This window comes from Paenibacillus sp. FSL R7-0189, assembly GCF_037969925.1.
Classification (GTDB): Bacteria; Bacillota; Bacilli; order Paenibacillales; family Paenibacillaceae; genus Paenibacillus_AQ; species Paenibacillus_AQ odorifer.
Map to the genome: position 1 here is coordinate 4,224,722 of NZ_CP150223.1, position 18,593 is coordinate 4,243,314.

An 18,593-nucleotide genomic window follows, 5' to 3' on the forward strand; every position below is an offset into this window, starting at 1 on the left:
TAGCAGGTCCCTCTCTCTAGTCACCTTGAAAGGAAGGACACACGTGAAAAACAAAATCAGAGTCTATTCACCTTATGTGCTGATGCTGCTTCCTCTGCTGGTGATCTACGCAATTTTTTATATTGTTCCTTTGATCTACACAGCAGCATACAGTTTCACAAGCTGGAGCAATTATTCCAGTTCCATATCCTTTACGGGACTCGATAATTACCGGCGGATATTTGAAGATAACACTTTAGGTATAGGTATCAAAAATTCACTCATCTATGCAGTTGTTAATGTGCTGCTTGCAAATGTCATCTCGTTGCCGGTAGCAGTACTCCTGAACACCAAACTGAAATTCCGAAACGGATTCCGGGCTTTATTCTTCAGTCCTGCAGTGCTTAGTACACTTGTTGTGGGTTTTCTGTGGAGCTATATTCTGTCTTCCTCGGATTATGGAATGCTGAACAAGCTGATCGGTGCTGTCGGTATGGAACCGATTAATTGGCTGGGTAATCCGAAGACGGCACTAGCTGCGATTATTCTTACTCAGGTATGGCAGTGGTTTGGATGGTCAATGGTTATTTATCTGGCTAACCTGCAGAGCATCAGTGAGGACTTATATGAAGCTGGACGTATTGACGGTGCCAACCGCTGGAAACAATTTTTCCATATTACACTGCCGGGCTTAGCACCTGCAATCAAAATTAATCTGATTACCGGGATGATTTCCGGACTTAAAGTCTTTGATATTGTAGTGTCGCTTACTAAGGGCGGACCGGGTTATTCCACGGAAACCATCCTAACCTTGATGTTCTCCAAATTCTCTGAAGGGAATTACGGGTATGCGGCATCCTTTGGGATCGTCTTCCTTGTGGTAAGCATCCTGCTGGCCGGCGTTCTGCTGCGAAGCTTCAAAGTATGGGAGGACCGAATCAATTGAAAAGTGAATCTGCACAAAACAGACTTCTGCATATGTTGTCATTCCTGCTGATGTTCATTCTGGCCTTAATCGTGGCGGTTCCATTATACTATCTGGTGGTCACTACCTTTAAAAGCTCCTATGAAGCGGGAGTTCATCCTCTGGCCTTGCCAAGCTCGCTCAGCTTTGAATCTTATATTAATGCTTTCCAGAAGATGCAGTACCCTCGGGCCTTTATGAATACCTTTATCATTACGACGCTTTCAGTCATCGGTGTAATTCTCTGTGCATCCATGGGAGGATATGTGTTGAACCGTAAGGGTGATAGTAAAGCTGCCAAAATCGTGTTTGTTCTGATTCTGGCAGGAATTATGTTCCCTTATCAAATGTCAGTCTTAGGCTTGTATAAAGTTGTGCAAAGCCTGCATCTAATGAATACATTATGGGCTGTGATTTTTATTAATATCGCTGTGAACATTCCATTTGCTACCTTTATGTTCCGCTCTTTCATCACTACGATTCCCGGTGAACTGGAAGAAGCCGCTAAGATTGATGGGGCAGGATTCTATAGGGTATTCTGGGTAATTACCTTTCCACTGATGAAGCCAATTATTGCTACAGTCGCTATTCTGAATTCACTTACGATTTGGAACGACTTCATGGGGCCGCTATATTTCCTTCAATCCAGAGAGAAAAACGTAATTTTACAAGAGGTATACCGCAATGTCGGTCAGTTCTCTACGGATTGGAACAGCATGTTCCCGATGATGGTTCTGGGTGTATTGCCGCTATTAATTTTTTATCTGTTTATGCAAAAGTATATTATCGGCGGTGTTATGAACGGTGCTCTGAAAGGCTAGTACAAGAATGACAAGAATATTTAAACGGGAGCGGAGCGACTTATGAGAGAGAAGATGGATTATACAGAAAAACAAATAATTCGTTTAACAAGCAATTTGAGTAAGTATAACATTGAAATTTCGGATAAAAATCATATATCCCATTTAAGTCACCCGGACGATCCTCACGGAATGAACTGGGCTGGAGAATCCGGAAGATGGGGGGAAGTATGTCTGAAGCCTGGTGTTGATCTGACTGTAGAGAGACAGGTGCTTCCCAGTGGCAGACTGCAGGAAACCTATATATTCACCAATAATACCCCTTATGACATTTACACACAGAAGGGCGAGATTGGAATCCACGCTACCTTCCCTGATCAATATGATTCAGCGGATATATGTATGACGCAAAGAAGCCATGCACACATATGGTGCGGTGGGGAGGCCAGTTATATTATGGGGCTGCGCATGGGAGGAATTGCCCCCCATCTGGGTCTAGTACTAACGAACGGAAGTATCACTGAATATAGCATTGAAAGGGATGCCGCTCAGAGCAGCAATAACCGTGGCTTGATTATCCTCCATCCTGCCCCCTTTGTTCTTATACCCGGGGCATCCATCTCACTGACTTGGGAACTGTTCTGGCATGAAGGGAAAGAAGACTTTTACCAGCAACTACAAGCTTACCCACGATACATTCACGTCGAAGCGGACAAGTACGTGCTGTTTGCAGGGGAAAAGTGCCGGCTGAAGATATCGCATGCCTTCCCACAACTGGATCTAGTTGATATTATCTGCAAGGGTGAAGAGGTCCCTTATTCCGTTACGGGTAATTGTATTATCGTAGAAGCGGTATACGAAACATCAGGTGAGTATAGCTATTCAATTGATATCAACGGTATCAGTACAATCTGCAATATTCTCGTGCTGCCTCCGCTTAATCAACTCATCGAGGCCAGATGCCACTTTATTGCACGAAAACAGCAATGTCGTGACAAGGGAAGCCGCTTGGATGGTGCATTCCTCGTCTATGATAATGAAGAGCAGAGCAGATATTATTCCCATTACCATGATCATAACGGCGGAAGAGAACGATTCGGCATGGGGGTGCTCATCGCCAGATACTTACAGACCACTGCTTCAGATGAATTGGAAGCAAGCCTGCTAAAATATGTGGATTATATTGAACGTGAGTTATTCGATGAGGTGAGTGGTACTGTATTTAATGATATCGGCCGCAACAATGACATCCATAGGCTCTATAATTATTCGTGGCTGGCCATTTTGTATATGGAATTGTTTAACCTATATAAGAACAAGGCCTATCTAGTCAAGATGTCGAAGATTATGCACGGATTCTATAATAATGGCGGCTACAAATTCTATCCGATTGAACTGCCGATGAATGATATGATCGGCCTGCTGAGAGGCAATGAGCTGATACTGGAAGCTGATTCCCTGTACGCGCATTTCAGTAAGCATGCAGAGACTATCTTTGAATGCGGAATCTCCTATCCTCCGAGCGAAGTGAATTATGAGCAGAGTATTGTGGCTCCTGCTGCGAATGTGCTGATTCAGATGTACCTTCTGACCAAGAATGAGAAATATTTGACCGCATTCCGTGAGCATCTGCACATATTGGAGCTCTTCAATGGAAGGCAACCCGACTACAACCTGCATGAAGTGGCGATTCGTCACTGGGACGGATATTGGTTCGGTAAAAGAAGACTGTTAGGCGATACGTTTCCGCACTACTGGAGCGGATTGTCTGGGAGAGTCTATCTGGAGTATGCTAAGCTGACTGGCGAGGAGCAGTATGAGACAATGGGGGAAGCTTCCCTACGCGGTGTACTCAGTCTTTTCAGAGCAGATGGTCAAGCCTCCTGTGCTAGATTGTTTCCTTTCAAGGTGAACGATAAGCCAGGTAAATACGATGATCCTTGGGCTAACGATCAGGATTGGGCACTTTATTTCATGATTTCGTAAGATCCAGGTTACGTACACAAAAACATTAGCACCTCTTATGCTCAATCCGGAAACATTCGGTGGGAAGCAAAAGAGGTGCTATTCTGTTACAACTTAACATTATCTAACCATTCCTAGGGCCTGCAGCTTTTACGGGTACCGGCTGCAGCGCCATCATCCAATATCTAAATCCAACCACTAAAGGAGAGCTGAATATGACAACAATTAAAATGACTTCCGGAGAGTTTACTTTTCTGGCCAGGCTTGAGGAAGAGAAGACACCAGAATCCAGCCGCTGGCTGCTTGAGCAGCTGCCGCTTACGGTCACAATGATTCAGGGGGCATGGAGCGGCAGAGCCGTCTTTGCTGACCTCCACGGCATCGGCCGAGGCGTTGTCTTCGAACACCCCACAAGCTATCCGCTTCCGGGCGAAATTCTCCTGTATCCGGGAGATGAAATGGGAAGCACAGGGAAATATATCATAAGGGCACCGCGATATAAAATCAGAATAAGGAGTATTGCAAATGAAACCTACAATTGGATGGATTGGTTTAGGGAATATGGGCAAACCTATGGCTCAAAATCTTGTAAATGCAGGGTATCAGCTTTGGGTTCATAATCGCACAGCCGAAAAAGCGAACTTCCTGGTGGAACAAGGCGCCCAATACGCCGAAACGTCCAAAGTCGTTGCTGAAAAAAGCGATATTATCATTACCATACTATCGAATGCCTCTGCCTTGCAAGATTTCTACCATGGAGACGCAGGTCTGCTGTCCGGTGTGGACAGTAGTAAAATTGTAATCGATATGAGCACGATCGGCCACGAAGCTGCGCTGAATCTAGCGGGTCAATTATCCAGCAAGCAGGTGCGATTCGTTGATGCACCCGTTTCCGGCTCAGTGAAACCGGCGGAAGCCGGCCAATTGGTCATTTTGGCTGGAGGGGAAACAGGGGTTGTTAATATCTGTAGGCCAATCTTTGATGTGTTAGGTAAAGAAACTTTGCATTTTGGCAAAAACGGCTCGGGAAGCCAAGCCAAACTGGTAGTTAACCTGCTCTTGGGAATCACCATGCAGGGTATTGCGGAGTCACTGATTCTCGCCGAGAAGATGGGGTTGGATCGCGAACTGGTGATCAAGATGATGACTGAATCTGCTGTAAACAAACCGATGCTGGGAGCCAAAACAAATGCTTTAATGGATGAATCGTTTCCTCCTGCGTTTGCCTTGAAGTGGATGGAGAAGGACTTGAATCTGGCGATGGAAACGGCAAAAGCACTGGAGAGTAGCCTGCCTTTGGCTGCAAATGCAGCAGCTACATATACATCGGCCATAGCCCGGGGAAAGGGAGATTTAGACGTAGCGGCGATCTTTCTGCACATTAAGGAGCTTTCGGAAAAGTAAGACAATTAGCCGAAAATCCTTTGATTTAGTACTTTAATCAATTTGTAAAGAGTGTTGTATTACACTTGTAATTAGATTTCTATAAGAAACAGCGCCTAAGATTAATTATACGCTGTTTTTAAGATACGCTGATGCTAGCGCGAATAACGAATCAATTAATTACGATAATCTCACTTTTAATTTTTGAATAGGAATTTGTGTCAATTCAAATGATATTTTCGAATAAGTTCAGCATGTCTATTCATTCCGCGTCTCTCCAACTCCTGCACAAATACCTGCCATGGAGGAATATTACTCATATAGGGAGTAGGGCCATTATAAAGACCGCCTCCCGGCCCATTATAAAGTCCTCCACCTGGTCCATTATAAAGACCGCCTCCGGGCCCATTATAGAGTCCACCCCCGGGCCCATTATAGAGACCGCCTCCGGGCCCATTATAAAGTCCACCCCCAGGTCCATTATAAAGTCCTCCGCCGGGCCCATTATAAGCGCCGCCCCCAGGCCCGTTATAAAGTCCGCCTCCCGGTCCATTGTAAAGCCCCCCACCGGGCCCGTTATATTTGTTTCTATTCCACATTTCGAACCTCCTATTTATTTAAATAGTTTCCAATTATAGATTAGCACATCTTACTGAGGTGATCATTTACTTTAATTTTAATATCGTGTAGTGAATAATATCGGCAATAAATCTACTAGTCCGCGAATATTTTAAACAATATTTTAAAAATACTTTAGTATAGAACCATCAAAAAGGTTAAGTATGCTGCCTAAAAACAAAGATTGTATACTCGCAGATGAGTTGCAGCCTTTGTTTTTATTAGTTCGAATTTTTCATTTTATGTAAATAGGTCAAAGTTCAATCATTCGACATAAGTGTAAACGAATTGCGGGTTTATCTTATATTTGGAAGGAAGAAGGAAAAGGTTTGTCGAAATATTACTAACACATTTTCACTTTTCAAGAACTACCTTTCTAGGTAGTGAAGATAAAAACCTTATATAGTTCTAATAGAAAAATATTAATTTTTTAAATGTTGTTATTTAAGTTATGGGGAGTGGAATTTTTGAAGGAAGATCTTTTTACTTATTATAATGATCAAGCTTCAAATAAAGCGTTGATTTATTCACATATGTATTATTTTCATAAATTTTATATAGTCCTAATTTATTTTTCTATGTTGATGGCAATTTCAAGTGGTATTTCTATACTTTTTTTAGCATCATATCCATGGTGGTGTATTATCTCACTTCCAAGTACACTTCTCTTAATTGTATTCTTGCATGCACTAAATAAAGTATTTGATAAGAAAGCGATGAAAGTACTAAAAAAACATCATTCTATTATCTCAAATCCGAAAAAATGGAGAAAATCAAAATCCGATATACAGTTTCATCTCATCTCAGAATATCTTCTTGATAATAATGTGTATGTGAAGTGGAAGATAGAGAAACTTATTGATTCTTATACAAAAGATAATGAGAGGAGGAAACTTTCTCCTTTAGTAGCTCCAAGTATTATTTTAGCTATATCGATTCCTAATCTCACCCAACTCTTAACACATATATACGCCTATTTTAATGCATTAGATAATGTACCATTAAACATTCAAAATATGGATTCACCTGAAATTACAATAAATACGACGGTGTTCTTTGTGGTGTTTATTGTTTCTTTACTTATAGCAACAAGTATTTCAATGTTGAATAAAGTTAAAGAAGATATCAAAGAAATGATTATGGATAAAGATGGCCCTATAAGAAATGGTTTAATAACAACACTTGAGAATATTTTGTATCAAATGAATGATTAGAAGTTAAAGTCTAATTTTCATCAAACGTATATATTCAAAAAACATAGTAGATTAATGACAAGGAGTACAAAAGTCTTGAGGGGAATTCACCTTAGAAGCTTAAAATATTTGCTGAAGTTACAGCTTATAGATTTTTCAGAGAAATATATAATTAGAACTAAGTCTGGGGAGAATTTTAGTGTGGACTTAATTTTGAAACATAGATATGAGGTTGTTACTTCGCATTAAGAACTACGTTTGTCTACAATCAGAAACACACATTAAAGGAGTGATATAGTGTTAATTGAATGGATAAAGATTAATGGATTTAGAAACTTCGATAATGAAACAATAAATCTTGCAAATCAAACATTAATTATTGGAGCTAATGATGTAGGGAAAACTAATTTAATATATGCTTTGAGAATTTTATTTGACCGGAGCCTAAGTGAGAAGGATTTGGAGTTATACGACAGTGATTATAATGTTATTACTAAAGCAAAAAATATGGAGATAACAGTAAAAATCACGGAGATACAAGAAGACTGTTTAATCAGTACATTTAAAGGTGACCTCCAGAGTGGAGTAGTGTATATCCAATATAAAAACTCGAAAAGTGGTGAATATACTATATTAGCCGGACATTCTGAAGAAACATTAGAAGTCAAACAATCACGTTTTTATATAAAAAGACTTAATATGGAATGTGTAAATACAACACGTAACTTAACATCATTGATGAAAAGAGAAAGAAATCAAATTCTTAATGATTCGAAATTATCCCTAGCAGAAAAATTAATGGAAGCGGATGAAAAATCTATAGGAGAAATGAAAGTGGACTTGAATACTATGAACTCCAAGATAGATAATTTAAACTATATTAAGAAGTCTTTGGAGAATGTAAACGCTGAATTAGGCGATCTAGCCATACATAATAAAAGCCAAATATTAAGTTTTAAAAATGCTAACTCCGATATAGTGCAAATGCTGGATAATCTCGAGCTAACTTATGCTTCAGATAATGAAACGCTTACATTAGGTGGAGAGGGTCGAAATAATCAAATATTTATAGCGACATGGGTTGCAAAACAGAAAAATAGAAGAACCCTAGAGAAAGTTACTTTTTTTGCTATTGAAGAACCAGAAGCTCATTTACATCCACACCAACAAAGAAAACTCTCGAATTATTTATTGAAAAATTTCGCAGAACAAGTATTTATAACTACACATTCTCCTCATATTGCATCTGAATTTCGTCCTGACAAAATCGTAAAGCTTTATCAGAAACATAAGTTGACTAAAGTTGCTAGAGGTGGATGCAGTGAAGCAATAAAACTGGATTTTGATGACTTTGGATATAGGTTAGATGCGATAACTTCAGATGTTTTTTTTGTAAATGCAGTTCTATTAGTAGAGGGTCCCTCAGAGAAGCTTTTTTATACAGCCTTATCACAGAAATTAAATATTGATTTGGATTATCTAAATGTCTCTATTATTTCCGTTAATGGTATAGGGTTTAAACCATATGTGAAAATTTGCCTAGCGTTAGATATTCCATTTGTATTGAGAACAGATAATGATATTTTTAACAAATCACATAAAGTCTCGCCTTCTGTTTCTATAGAGTTATCGTATCAAGCAGGAATATCTCGAGTAATGGGGATTTATGAAGAATTGCTTGAAAGGGGAAATGAAGCCCTACTCGAATACTGGAAGTTAAATCAGAAAGATAATGAATGGTTGGAAAAAGTAAGTATACCAGAAAAAGCTAAACTTTTATCAGAGTATATTACTAAGGCAATTGAGAAGGATAATATTTATTTATCTATGAAAGACCTTGAAAATGATTTAGTGGAAAGTAAGTTATACAGCTTTTTGAAGAAATTTTATAATACAACTACAAAAAAAAGTACAGTAAAGAAAATGCAAAAAGCTAAGGCGGAAAATATGCTTAGTTTCTTGAAAAGTAATATAAACAATTTGGAAGTTTTAAAGGGAGATAAAATTGCAGAGCCCTTAGAGCAAATCAAAATATTAGCTGAAAGGGTTGTATTAAATAATGGGTAAGCTAATAGAACCTAGTGATGAGCAACTGAGGATTATTGAGAAGCAGGGAAACCTGGTGATTACGGCAAAACCAGGAAGTGGTAAAACATTTACTGTGGTGGAAAAGATTAAATTCATATCAAAAAAGCTATTAGATTTCCAAGGAGTTATTGCTATATCTTTTACTAGAAAGGCAAGTCAAGAATTAAAAATACGTTGTAAAAGAAAAGGTATTGAAAGTAAATCGAATTTTTTGGGGACAATTGACAAGTTTTATATATCTGAAATAATTGTCCCATTTACAAAAATTCTTGTGAGTAAAATAATTCCTTTAGAAGTTAGAGATAATATTGATGATTATCCTGAATACCAACGATTAAAAGGTCTAAAAGATGATTCGAATAATAAAGAATTGCTACTTTTGTTGAGGGAATCCTTATTAAATGGACATATTTTTTTGGAAATCTGTGGTGAAACTGCACTCTATATTTTGAATACCGTTCCAGAATGCTTATTATACTTAAAATCAAAATATACACATGTTTTTATTGATGAATACCAGGATTGTGGTGAAATTCAACACAATATATTTTTGAAATTAGTAGATCAAGGCATAATAGGAATTGCGGTTGGAGATTTAGATCAGGCAATTTACGCGTTCAGTGATAGATACTCCAAATTTTTATTCTCATTAATGTCTAATAAAGAATTTGATCACTTAGAAATCACAAGAAACCATCGATGTCATAAGTCAATTTCAGAATATTCGTTAGCGCTCATGGGAGTTCCAGATATTGTATTAACAGATGAACCGAGAGTTTTTAAAGTTGATGTAATAGGAAGCGATGAAGCAGTTATAAGTGCGATTGAACGTAATATGCAGATGATTAGAATGAATTATGGAATAGTGAATAATAATGATTTTGCTATTTTATGTAGAAGTAATGAAAATGCGAGAAGAGCTTCTCAATTTCTTAAGATTGAAAACAAACTATTTGTAGATACTGCACTAGACAGAAGTAATACGAATTGGGGTATGCTTTTTAATGATATGTTAACTTCGTATTTCTCATATAAAGTTGGTTTAACTACCATTTTAGAGTTTGTCGAAAACTACTTCAATGAAGAATATGATATAAAAGGGTTTGAAAGCGGATTAATAATTATTAGTAGTATTTTTTTATTAAATGAAGATCAATTAGTTGAACACCTGGAGTCTTTTGTGAAATTTGCTAAGCTTATTTATCCAGAAGAGATAGATAATGGGATATCTAAGGAATTAAATACCGTATTAGGGGATAAAGAAAATCGTAATAGTTTTAAACCTGCGACTGAAAAAGAAGTAAACATCATGACATTACACAAGTCTAAAGGACTTGAGTTTAAATGTGTTTTTCTTTTAGATGTTTACAGATGGATATTACCAGCTGAAGGAAATTGGCTCACAGAAGAAGACTATACTCAATCTTTAAATCTTCATTATGTCGGAATAACTAGAGCAATAGAGGCTTGCTATATTATGCAGGGTACAAAAAGATATAGATCAAGACAAGGTGATTATTGGTCAACTGAGGGCTCACCTTTTTTATTTATTAATAACGTTTCTAATTTAAGGGGAGCTTTAGAATGGGAGCTATAATAAAAAACTAGTACCAGAGCAAGGTGCATTCTCTCACGAGAAGTAGCCTTGCTCTATTTTATTACAAGAATAACACTAATTAATAAATATAATTCTTTAGTAGTTTTTCGTGAAATGAGTTATTTATTGATGAATCAAACAAGTCATGCGATGCTTCGCCAAAAAAAACATCTTCATTGAAAATACGCTTAATATAGGACCTCATATAAATCGGAGCGAATAAAACGAGTGCTAAAAATTCAAGGCCTTTACAAATCTCCATAGCTCTATAGACTATTGGTATCTCATAGGGCAATGTTGATCCACAAAGTACCCTTAAATTAGCGTTAATGAAATCCACATGAGGTTCAGAGGCTCCTATTACTCCACAGTCAACTACATAAAAGTTATAGTCCTGATTTAATTCTTTCATCATATAGAAGTCAGAACCTTCTATTGAATAGGCATTTCCATTTTTATCTGGTTTGAACAACTGAATGATATGGGCCAGATGATTACTGGTATTTGATTCAAAATAGCAGGCAGTCCCACCATGAGCATTAATCCAACAAACTAAATTAAATGCCGTAGTGGTGACGCCTACTCTCCGGTCACATCCAGCTATGGCAATTACAACATTAGTGCATTTAAACTGGAATTGAGTTACTTCTTCCACTTTTGAAGATGGAGGTACCACCTCTATTGAAACAGATTCTTTAGCAGGATTACGTCGAAGCATTCCCACTTCTGAAAAACACTCTCGAAGCTCATCTTGAATCATCTCTATTGTTTCGGCAGTAACCACATTTTGAATATCTGCTTTTATCAGTTCTAGTAAAAAAGGGCTGCTCTCCGGCAGTCCTTCATTAATCATAATAATTCGCATTTCATACATCATCTGAAAAGATAGAAGTGCTTGTACCATTTCTTCGTCAGTCTCTTTTATGGCTTCACGGTCAATTGCTAAATAGTGAACATGACTATAGAACCGCATATCTTTGACTACAAACGCATTGAGAGAAAACGACCCGATTAGCTTCTTTACTGGCAGTTCCAATTCTTCCTCAATAAAATCAAGCAGATTAACTTTATTAGTACTCGTCAGATATAGAATCATGATTTTACCCTTCCTTCTTGAATAACAAAATGATCCCGATGACCACCAGACCGATGTAGAAGAAAAGCTCAATGAGCTGCTTCTTTTTGTCCATGCTCATCGTCCTCCTGCTGTTCCCATATAAGCAAACTTATATTCCGGGATATCAAAGTGGACATGCAACCTTTTAGATCCAATCATCAATAAAGCATGTTCCCGCTTCTTGCTGGCAAGAAGTTCTTCCTCTGCGTCCGTTAGGTTATAAAGCTCACGTGTTTCTTGAAGGTTCTTCCCGTCTGTCCCCATCAGTATTTTAATACAAGGAATATCCAAAAGCGCTTGCCCATACATCTTGACTTCAGGTGCTAGAAAGTCGACGACACTATGAGAGATAATCGCAAGGCCTGCTTCATACTTTCGAGCGCGTTTCTCTACGTTTCGTAAGAATACTAGGCTCTGTGGGACGTTTGGGTCAATCATCAAATAACACTCATCACAGATCAGCAGAACCCGTTCTGTTCGGTCCTGAGACATTTGCTCCCAGCACCAGGATAAAAGGTTAAAGTATTGGGTTCGCTTGATATTCTCAGATGTATTCTGAAGAGTATGGGTGTCCAAGCAAATGCAGCGGCTATGGGTTTGGATGGTACTGTGACCATTCCATAAAAAAGAGTCCCCACCATGTGCAATATCATGCAGTAGTAGGGACAACTCTTTATAAGCATCATCTCCAAATTCCTTTTCCTTGCCATGAATCAGAGCGTAGAGGTCAGAAAAAGTAGGGAAGTCAGTACTGGAAAGTTTCGCAATATCTGTGGTCCAAGTAATCTGAAACTGATTATATAACTCAATCAAACATTGCTTAAGGACGGCTTTTTGCATCATGGTCAGGTCAGGGATGTAGAGGTTAAAGAAGATTTCCAGATTCTTCAGATGAAGCGCCATTTCGGACATACCGTGACCTTCATCTTTATAAAGCGGAAATTGCTCATCCTCTTCATCGCGTGGAGCGGGGCGAATTTGCAGTGGATTGATTCTACCATTAGATCCACCGCCGGCGTTAATCCAGTCGCCATTTAGCCTCTGGCAAAGCTCCTTATATTCCGATTCTGGATCAATAAAAATAATTTTGGTACCCTTCATGTATTCACTAAGTGCCACATGCTTTACAGCTGTAGATTTACCTACGCCGGCCACGCCCATAATGACGATGTTTGAATTGGTTCGGTCGCCGCCGCGTTTCCATGTATCGACGATAACCAAGCCACCGCTAGCGTCCTTGGCGAAGTAATAGCCCGTTCCGTCGTTGAAGCCAGAGCTTGCAAAGGGGAAGCCTCCAACGAAGGTACTCATCGGCATGATTTTATTTAGGATATCCCCCATTTGATCTTGTGCCGGGTACATGGGGGATAGGTGACGAAAGCCCTCTTTTTGAAGATGGGCCAGGTTACGAATTTTGCACCGCATCATACTTAAGGTATTTTCTACACGTCTACACACACGAGTGAACTGCTTGTCATCTTCCGCAAATGGCATGACCATTACATTCATAAGGCCAACCGTTTCACCGTTTTGGTCGATCTGCATCATAATGTTCTCACCATCGGTAGCCGCCTTGTCTGCTCGTTGACGGGTGAGAGGATCTTTAGCACTGTCGGCCATGCTGCGGTTTTGTGTAATGGATTTGGATATTGCGGAGATTAAGGCGCTATTGTCTATAGGTTGAAAACCAATGGATACCATGGTAGATGGCATATTGGTTAGAGTGGAGAGCCAACCAACATCGGCTTTGTGAGGATACTTAATGACGCCATACATTTTAGCTGTTTGTTCACCAATCACAAGGCCGTTCCGAAAAAACTCCAGGCCCATAGGAGTGATTGCGTTTAGAAGTGATGGATTCACAGATAAAGATGGAGATGTGGGTTTCAAAATATCAGTTCTCCTTTCCGCTTATGATCCAGAAGGGGCCACCTGCTGCTGCATTTTTTCGGGCTTCATTTAAAATAATGGAGAAATCCCATTCCTGCTCGCTTCGCTTTCGACTGGCTGGATCGGCGACAAGAATCTTGCCTTCAGATGTGACGCCTCGAAGGACCATGAAATGCCCTGAAGAAGTGAAGTGACCTTTACCCATAATGGCAACAACTAGTTTTCCACTAGATAAGGCATTAATGATGGTTTGCTGGTCTTTTTGAGCAACTCCTTGAACATTTAATCCAAAATGCTGAGCACCATCAGGAATTAAGCTATGGTAGCTACCGGTTCCTTCTGCCAAATAACCGTTGCTATATGCCCAATTAGCCATAGTGACTGGATCGATCATTTTACTCGTGAGGGTCGAAACGACAATTGATAAGGAAGTTGGACCGCAACCGGATACGCCAATGGTGTCCCTGGGACCATAAGGTTTATCTGCCCAACGGGAGTCCATTTGGTTGTAATAGACAACTTCACGACTTCCATCCTTAAACGTTACTCCCTCATATTGCTGTCCCTGACTTTCCACATATCCTTCGTCGGTATTTTGTAGAACTTGGGTGAAGCCATAGTCGATACGCATTTCATTTACAATGGGTGTTTCATCAGCCGAGAGCCATATTTTGAGTGACTCTAAGGGGGAGGTAAGCAGTTGTAGAACCATAGCGATGAGAACTAACAAGGTGGCTGCCGGAACTAAAGTAAGCATCAGCATTCGTTTGCGAGCTTGTTCGTCGGAAGCAATTTTCAGGGCTATTTTGGAAAGTAACTTCGCAGTGAAGGGGTCCAAATTCTTACACCTCCAACTTCGCAAGAAAAGGAATCACATTTTCAGGTTCTGTCGTTTCGAGGTGGGTGTAGGAGGGATTGTTAACTAGGTTGCATAACTGAACGATGTCTTGCTGTTTTAAAAGTTGAGTTTGCACTTGGCCATCTTCAAAATGCTGAGCAAGCCGTTTAGTTTTGTCCAAGAGGTCCCGTTCAGTCCCGTCATTTTGTCGCTGCCAGAGGATTAAATAAAATTGTCGCTCAACTACTTCACCTGAGAGAGTGAGCGTATTCATCTCCAGCATTTCTTTCCGGAGCAGTTCTTTTTGCTTAGGGTCTGCGGTAGAGAGTAAGGCACTGAGTTCTGAAATTAGAGGAGAAATATCTACAGGGCGGCTTACCGCAAGAAACTTAAATGGATAGTTGAAAGAGGATAATTCGGCTGTCAGCTTGCTAATAAGCATCCGTTTTTCAGAGGTACTCAATAAATCCAGGCTAATCGGGAAGATCCGTACATAGCTCATCAGCCAACCGTCTTGTGTATGAAGGAAGTTCCCATGAATGTCTTGTACTTGGACGAATTCTTGTGCTGTTTGCATGGCAAGATCTGTGGTGATATTGGATTTTGCTTTACTTTTCATGAGGTGAAATAAAACAGCTCCTCCGCCAAGAAGGCAGAGGAGCAGCACAATGATGGGCAGCAGCATAAAAGCAGCACCACTTTCTATTTTGTTTTTTTCGGTGCAATATGCCAATCAGAGAATAGGTTCCCGGAGATCGTAATCGTTCCCTGTAATTGAAGGGTTAGCATGCCTGCAGGTGTCCAGACATCCAGAATGCGTGTAATTGGAATATACGGTCCATCAGGGAACCAAACCGGCGTAAAGTGAACTCGACTTTGGTAAGTTGAATATTCATTAGTCTTCAACCAAAAATTGGCGTTCACTCCACCTGATTTAAGGTCATGAAGTCGCCAGTATGCTTGATAAGAAAACTCCGGGAAATAAGTAACGGCGTGCTGGGCACCGGTGAAGTGACTACTAGGAGCATTAGAAGAGGTAGTGCTGTTGCTGGTTATCTCAATGCCATATCCTGATTTCATCCTACTGGAGGAAAGAGATGGTGATTTAGTATCGGGGACGACTGATTGAGTGGCAGAGAGGGAAGCGAAATAACTAGTCCAGATATATTCCCACCAGCCTCGATCTTTCCAATATCCATAGTCTATCCAATAGCCCGTATCCTTTCCGGTACTGTGCCATTGCCAGTTAGAAATCCAGACCCAGTATTCATGCCAACTAGCCGACCAGATTCCCCAGGAGGCAGTAGTTTTTGACGGATAGTTAGGAACTGATGGGAGATGAAATGAATCGTTACGATCTGTGGCAGTAGGATTGGGCGGGGGATTCTGGTTTAGATCGACAATAGAAGCTGTTATAGAAGAAACATTAAGAGAGCCGTTTGTTGAGCGCACCTGAATAGAGATTGATTGTGGTGAGCTAGGTGTGTGCCATTTTATCCAAACCAACTGACTGTCGCCTTCCGGAATGACGATATTCGTCACCGTGTAAGTGCTGCCCATAATCGCAAATGTAACGCTTGCCGGATTATCAGGTGTGATTTCAGCAGCGGTGGAAAGACGCACGGAGGTAATCACATCGGTATCTGTTCGGTATTGATAGCTCGCCTGACTGGGGGAAGGGGTGGTAGGGGCGTTATTAAAGCGAACGATGCCCAAACCAAGTGAAGTAATTATTTGATCGTTACTGACACGACTACTGGTAGAACCATTCCAAGCGGGGAAGCCAAGGTCGGAGGTCTCTAGAAATATGGATAATGGTAGATTTTGATGAGTGAGGCTGACCATTTTTGAACGTAAACCGCCATTTAGAATTTGATCGTACAAAGCGGCCTCATGGGCAGTCATCGCCATCTGCACACCTTGAAAGGTAATATAAGCGATGGGTTCTATAAGAAGTTTGTAGTTACCGTTTATTAAAGTCTCGTAGTCAATATTTGTTGCGTTCGCAATGCGCATTGCCATGTACTCAGAACAAAAATATCTTTTGATGAGCTCTAAATTCGGTTCAGCTTTACTCGACTTAATAATGAAAGGTAGACGTTCTCCAGGCTGTACATATGTGTAAGGGGCAGTTGACGGTTTTAAAGTTGTCCCTTTGCTATACTGTAGTTTACTGATTTTTCCGAAATGAATAAGTGAGCTTGGAGGAGTGCGATTCGTAAAATCAATAGGGGTAGATACCGCAATCTGATCATCTGATCTTATTACAGTGACCCTGACTCCTTCATCGTTTGTATTCCAAAAGTTTTGCCCATTACCGCTACCTAGACCACCACCACCAATGTCAATATTCCCATCACCAGTACCATCAGCATTTGTAATATACGGCATGAAGATGGTCATCGTAAGTAAAAGTATAAACATACATTTTAAAAATCGACTCATAACCAATGCCTCCCAAAAGAAAAAGACGCAGCAACACGCCGCGCCTTTTCTCATGTTTTAGTGATTTTAATCCATGTCTCCAACTTGCTTATTCAAATCACCATCAGTTCCCGTTTTAACAACTTGTGTTCCACCGCCTTGATCCTCAACCCATCCAAAACCAGGAACATACACTTTCCCATCATTATTTTTAGCTCCAGCCTTTGGTTCATCTTTTTGATTATTAGGCTGAGTTGTCTTTTCCTCATAAGCTGGAGTAGAAGTAGGAGATTGTGGTTTTGTAGATGCCTTAACTTTGGGCTTAGGTGGCTGGGTAGGTTTTGGTGTTTTGGCAGGTTGGGTAATAGGTACTTCAACATTCTTCTTTTCCTTTTCCGGTTGAAGTATGGGAGTTTCAGATATAGTAGGCTGAGGGGTGATTTCGGCAACAGAGATGGGGGAGTGGCTTGGGCTTGGATTCTGGGGGGAGTTAGTAGGGCTTGGCTCTATTTCAGAAACATTGATTTTAGAAGGAATTGCTGCGGTTATCGTATTTGCTAGATCAGTTATTTGACTGCTGTCTTTATGTGGCCATGCCGCCCAAGTAACTATAAGCCCAATAATCACAATTCCTCCAGCAAAAGCCCATATCTTTCGCTTCATCTTTTTCGACTCCTTATAGCATATTTGTGTTCTTACAAGAGGATCCCATTCTTCTATTTTACTGTATAATTCTGTAAAATCCAATTAAATCAGCTTACACAATAATTTTTTATGAGTTTATGAGCTGAACCGAGGCATATATACTGCTTTAACATGTAATTCTGCCTTCATAGAAGGTAGATGACCCCAGCCAAAGGAAAGTGGCACCTCTAGCTGTATTACTGCTTCGGCTGTGAATTGCTCTATGGTGTTCGGAGAAGAAGGAGCGAACGGTGCATTGATAAGAGTTACTACTAAACCGGATAAACTATATTCCACCTGATCTCCAATCAGTTTAGTATATCTTGTTCCTTGTTGGGCCAGTCCCAAATTCTCTTGTAGCCGAGGATAGATATGTCCTGTGGAGACCTGCTCCTGCCATTCGTTTCCAGACCGTAAATAACCGCCGGAGTAACTTTGCCGCAGGCTACTGTATACATAACTGTAGTTTTCAGCAACCACGGCAATAATGGAGCTTTGCACGGCATCACGTACACCACTGGCGATAATTGTTAGTCGCATATATTCAAAAATTACACAGGAAAACATCAGTATTGCCAACACAATGGCAACAACTAACGGAAAACCATTACCAGATTTGTTAGTCAGCCACTTCATTTCCAATACACCTCAGACTTTCCTTGAGCTCTAGCGGAGAGTTCAATGGGTAAGGAGCCAAAATCCCCAAATAGTCCGATATTAACAGTGGTTTTCAAAGTTACCGTTACTTCTTCATTAATTTGAATTTGTCCGCTTCTGTTCCACGTTATTGTAGGATAGAGACCAGTTTGTGTCTGTAATTCATTAGCTCGCTCTGTAGTCTCATTGCCAACTCTGCCGGATATCTCAGCTTCTCGTACCAGTTCCGCGGCGAAAGTGTCTAGTTGATGTTTTACAACAAAGACTGGAAACACCTTGATCGCCAGAGCTACGCATAACATGGCAGCCAATACTAGCACCACCACATCGACGTAACCTTCTCCGCGCTTACTTCGGAGGATGGACACCTAGCATTCCTCCCTTCCTTCTGGATGG

The 18,593-nt window shown here is 40.2% G+C and carries 17 protein-coding genes; 8 read left to right on the forward strand and 9 right to left on the reverse strand.

Going from position 1 to position 18,593, the window contains the following annotated elements; all coding sequences use genetic code 11:
* Positions 1-43: 43 nt before the first annotated feature.
* From MKY63_RS18365 to MKY63_RS18385, 5 genes are all read left to right on the forward strand, one after another.
* On the forward strand, positions 44-925 hold the full coding sequence (locus MKY63_RS18365) for a sugar ABC transporter permease (protein WP_254924529.1): 882 nt from the start codon (positions 44-46) through the stop codon (positions 923-925).
* Positions 922-1,764, forward strand: coding sequence for a carbohydrate ABC transporter permease (locus MKY63_RS18370; protein WP_256716991.1), 843 nt, complete (start codon positions 922-924; stop codon positions 1,762-1,764). The genes MKY63_RS18365 and MKY63_RS18370 overlap by 4 nt, the downstream gene beginning before the upstream one ends.
* Before the next feature lie 42 nt (positions 1,765-1,806).
* The gene (locus MKY63_RS18375; RefSeq protein ID WP_076222788.1) at positions 1,807-3,729 is read left to right on the forward strand and encodes a hypothetical protein; all 1,923 of its coding nucleotides are present in this window, start codon (positions 1,807-1,809) and stop codon (positions 3,727-3,729) included.
* Between the two features lie 194 nt (positions 3,730-3,923).
* Complete coding sequence (locus MKY63_RS18380) at positions 3,924-4,328, forward strand: DUF3830 family protein (protein ID WP_076222786.1); 405 nt, start codon at positions 3,924-3,926, stop codon at positions 4,326-4,328.
* Positions 4,234-5,112, forward strand: a complete 879-nt coding sequence (locus MKY63_RS18385) for an NAD(P)-dependent oxidoreductase (protein ID WP_076222784.1) — start codon at positions 4,234-4,236, stop codon at positions 5,110-5,112. The genes MKY63_RS18380 and MKY63_RS18385 overlap by 95 nt, the downstream gene beginning before the upstream one ends.
* A gap of 200 nt (positions 5,113-5,312) precedes the next feature.
* On the opposite strand, the gene MKY63_RS18390 is transcribed toward MKY63_RS18385, so the two are convergent.
* The gene (locus MKY63_RS18390) at positions 5,313-5,690 is read right to left on the reverse strand and encodes a hypothetical protein (RefSeq protein ID WP_076222781.1); all 378 of its coding nucleotides are present in this window, start codon (positions 5,688-5,690) and stop codon (positions 5,313-5,315) included.
* A 486-nt stretch (positions 5,691-6,176) separates the two neighbouring features.
* On the opposite strand from MKY63_RS18390, the gene MKY63_RS18395 reads away from it, so the two are divergent.
* The 3 genes from MKY63_RS18395 to MKY63_RS18405 all read left to right on the forward strand — a co-directional run bounded on the left by MKY63_RS18395 (position 6,177) and on the right by MKY63_RS18405 (position 10,587).
* Positions 6,177-6,923 carry a hypothetical protein gene (locus MKY63_RS18395; protein WP_076222778.1) on the forward strand — a complete coding sequence of 249 codons (747 nt, stop codon included), beginning with the start codon at positions 6,177-6,179 and terminating at the stop codon, positions 6,921-6,923.
* A 276-nt stretch (positions 6,924-7,199) separates the two neighbouring features.
* Positions 7,200-8,969, forward strand: coding sequence for an AAA family ATPase (locus tag MKY63_RS18400; RefSeq protein ID WP_076222776.1), 1,770 nt, complete (start codon positions 7,200-7,202; stop codon positions 8,967-8,969).
* The gene (locus MKY63_RS18405; RefSeq protein WP_081386847.1) at positions 8,962-10,587 is read left to right on the forward strand and encodes an ATP-dependent helicase; all 1,626 of its coding nucleotides are present in this window, start codon (positions 8,962-8,964) and stop codon (positions 10,585-10,587) included. The genes MKY63_RS18400 and MKY63_RS18405 overlap by 8 nt, the downstream gene beginning before the upstream one ends.
* Before the next feature lie 79 nt (positions 10,588-10,666).
* On the opposite strand, the gene MKY63_RS18410 is transcribed toward MKY63_RS18405, so the two are convergent.
* From MKY63_RS18410 to MKY63_RS18445, 8 genes are all read right to left on the reverse strand, one after another.
* The gene (locus MKY63_RS18410; protein ID WP_256716990.1) at positions 10,667-11,683 is read right to left on the reverse strand and encodes a hypothetical protein; all 1,017 of its coding nucleotides are present in this window, start codon (positions 11,681-11,683) and stop codon (positions 10,667-10,669) included.
* A 96-nt stretch (positions 11,684-11,779) separates the two neighbouring features.
* Entirely contained in the window at positions 11,780-13,594 is a 1,815-nt protein-coding gene (locus tag MKY63_RS18415) for a DUF87 domain-containing protein (RefSeq protein ID WP_256716989.1), read from the reverse strand.
* 4 nt (positions 13,595-13,598) lie between these two features.
* A complete protein-coding gene (locus MKY63_RS18420; protein ID WP_076222772.1) occupies positions 13,599-14,432 on the reverse strand; it encodes a C39 family peptidase in 834 nt (277 codons plus the stop codon).
* Between the two features lie 4 nt (positions 14,433-14,436).
* Positions 14,437-15,117, reverse strand: coding sequence for a hypothetical protein (locus MKY63_RS18425; RefSeq protein ID WP_076222770.1), 681 nt, complete (start codon positions 15,115-15,117; stop codon positions 14,437-14,439).
* 17 nt (positions 15,118-15,134) lie between these two features.
* Positions 15,135-16,877, reverse strand: a complete 1,743-nt coding sequence (locus MKY63_RS18430) for a hypothetical protein (RefSeq protein ID WP_076222768.1) — start codon at positions 16,875-16,877, stop codon at positions 15,135-15,137.
* A gap of 66 nt (positions 16,878-16,943) precedes the next feature.
* Positions 16,944-17,519 carry a DUF6550 family protein gene (locus MKY63_RS18435; RefSeq protein WP_076222766.1) on the reverse strand — a complete coding sequence of 192 codons (576 nt, stop codon included), beginning with the start codon at positions 17,517-17,519 and terminating at the stop codon, positions 16,944-16,946.
* Positions 17,520-17,636: 117 nt separating this feature from the next.
* Positions 17,637-18,176 carry a hypothetical protein gene (locus MKY63_RS18440; RefSeq protein ID WP_076222764.1) on the reverse strand — a complete coding sequence of 180 codons (540 nt, stop codon included), beginning with the start codon at positions 18,174-18,176 and terminating at the stop codon, positions 17,637-17,639.
* Positions 18,173-18,565: a DUF4320 family protein gene (locus MKY63_RS18445; RefSeq protein WP_076222762.1), complete on the reverse strand. Its 393-nt coding sequence runs from the start codon at positions 18,563-18,565 to the stop codon at positions 18,173-18,175. Before MKY63_RS18445 ends, MKY63_RS18440 begins: the two co-directional genes overlap by 4 nt.
* Positions 18,566-18,593: the final 28 nt, after the last annotated feature.

What these genes read in the sequence shown, in the direction of transcription:
- MKY63_RS18375 (WP_076222788.1), top strand. Translation starts at nt 1,807, where the DNA reads ATGAGAGAGAAGATGGATTATACAGAAAAACAAATAATTCGTTTAACA.
- MKY63_RS18380 (WP_076222786.1), top strand. Translation starts at nt 3,924, where the DNA reads ATGACAACAATTAAAATGACTTCCGGAGAGTTTACTTTTCTGGCCAGG.
- MKY63_RS18385 (WP_076222784.1), top strand. Translation starts at nt 4,234, where the DNA reads ATGAAACCTACAATTGGATGGATTGGTTTAGGGAATATGGGCAAACCT.
- MKY63_RS18390 (WP_076222781.1), bottom strand. Translation starts at nt 5,690, where the DNA reads ATGTGGAATAGAAACAAATATAACGGGCCCGGTGGGGGGCTTTACAAT.
- MKY63_RS18405 (WP_081386847.1), top strand. Translation starts at nt 8,962, where the DNA reads ATGGGTAAGCTAATAGAACCTAGTGATGAGCAACTGAGGATTATTGAG.
- MKY63_RS18410 (WP_256716990.1), bottom strand. Translation starts at nt 11,683, where the DNA reads ATGATTCTATATCTGACGAGTACTAATAAAGTTAATCTGCTTGATTTT.
- MKY63_RS18425 (WP_076222770.1), bottom strand. Translation starts at nt 15,117, where the DNA reads ATGCTGCTGCCCATCATTGTGCTGCTCCTCTGCCTTCTTGGCGGAGGA.
- MKY63_RS18430 (WP_076222768.1), bottom strand. Translation starts at nt 16,877, where the DNA reads ATGAGTCGATTTTTAAAATGTATGTTTATACTTTTACTTACGATGACC.
- MKY63_RS18435 (WP_076222766.1), bottom strand. Translation starts at nt 17,519, where the DNA reads ATGAAGCGAAAGATATGGGCTTTTGCTGGAGGAATTGTGATTATTGGG.
- MKY63_RS18440 (WP_076222764.1), bottom strand. Translation starts at nt 18,176, where the DNA reads ATGAAGTGGCTGACTAACAAATCTGGTAATGGTTTTCCGTTAGTTGTT.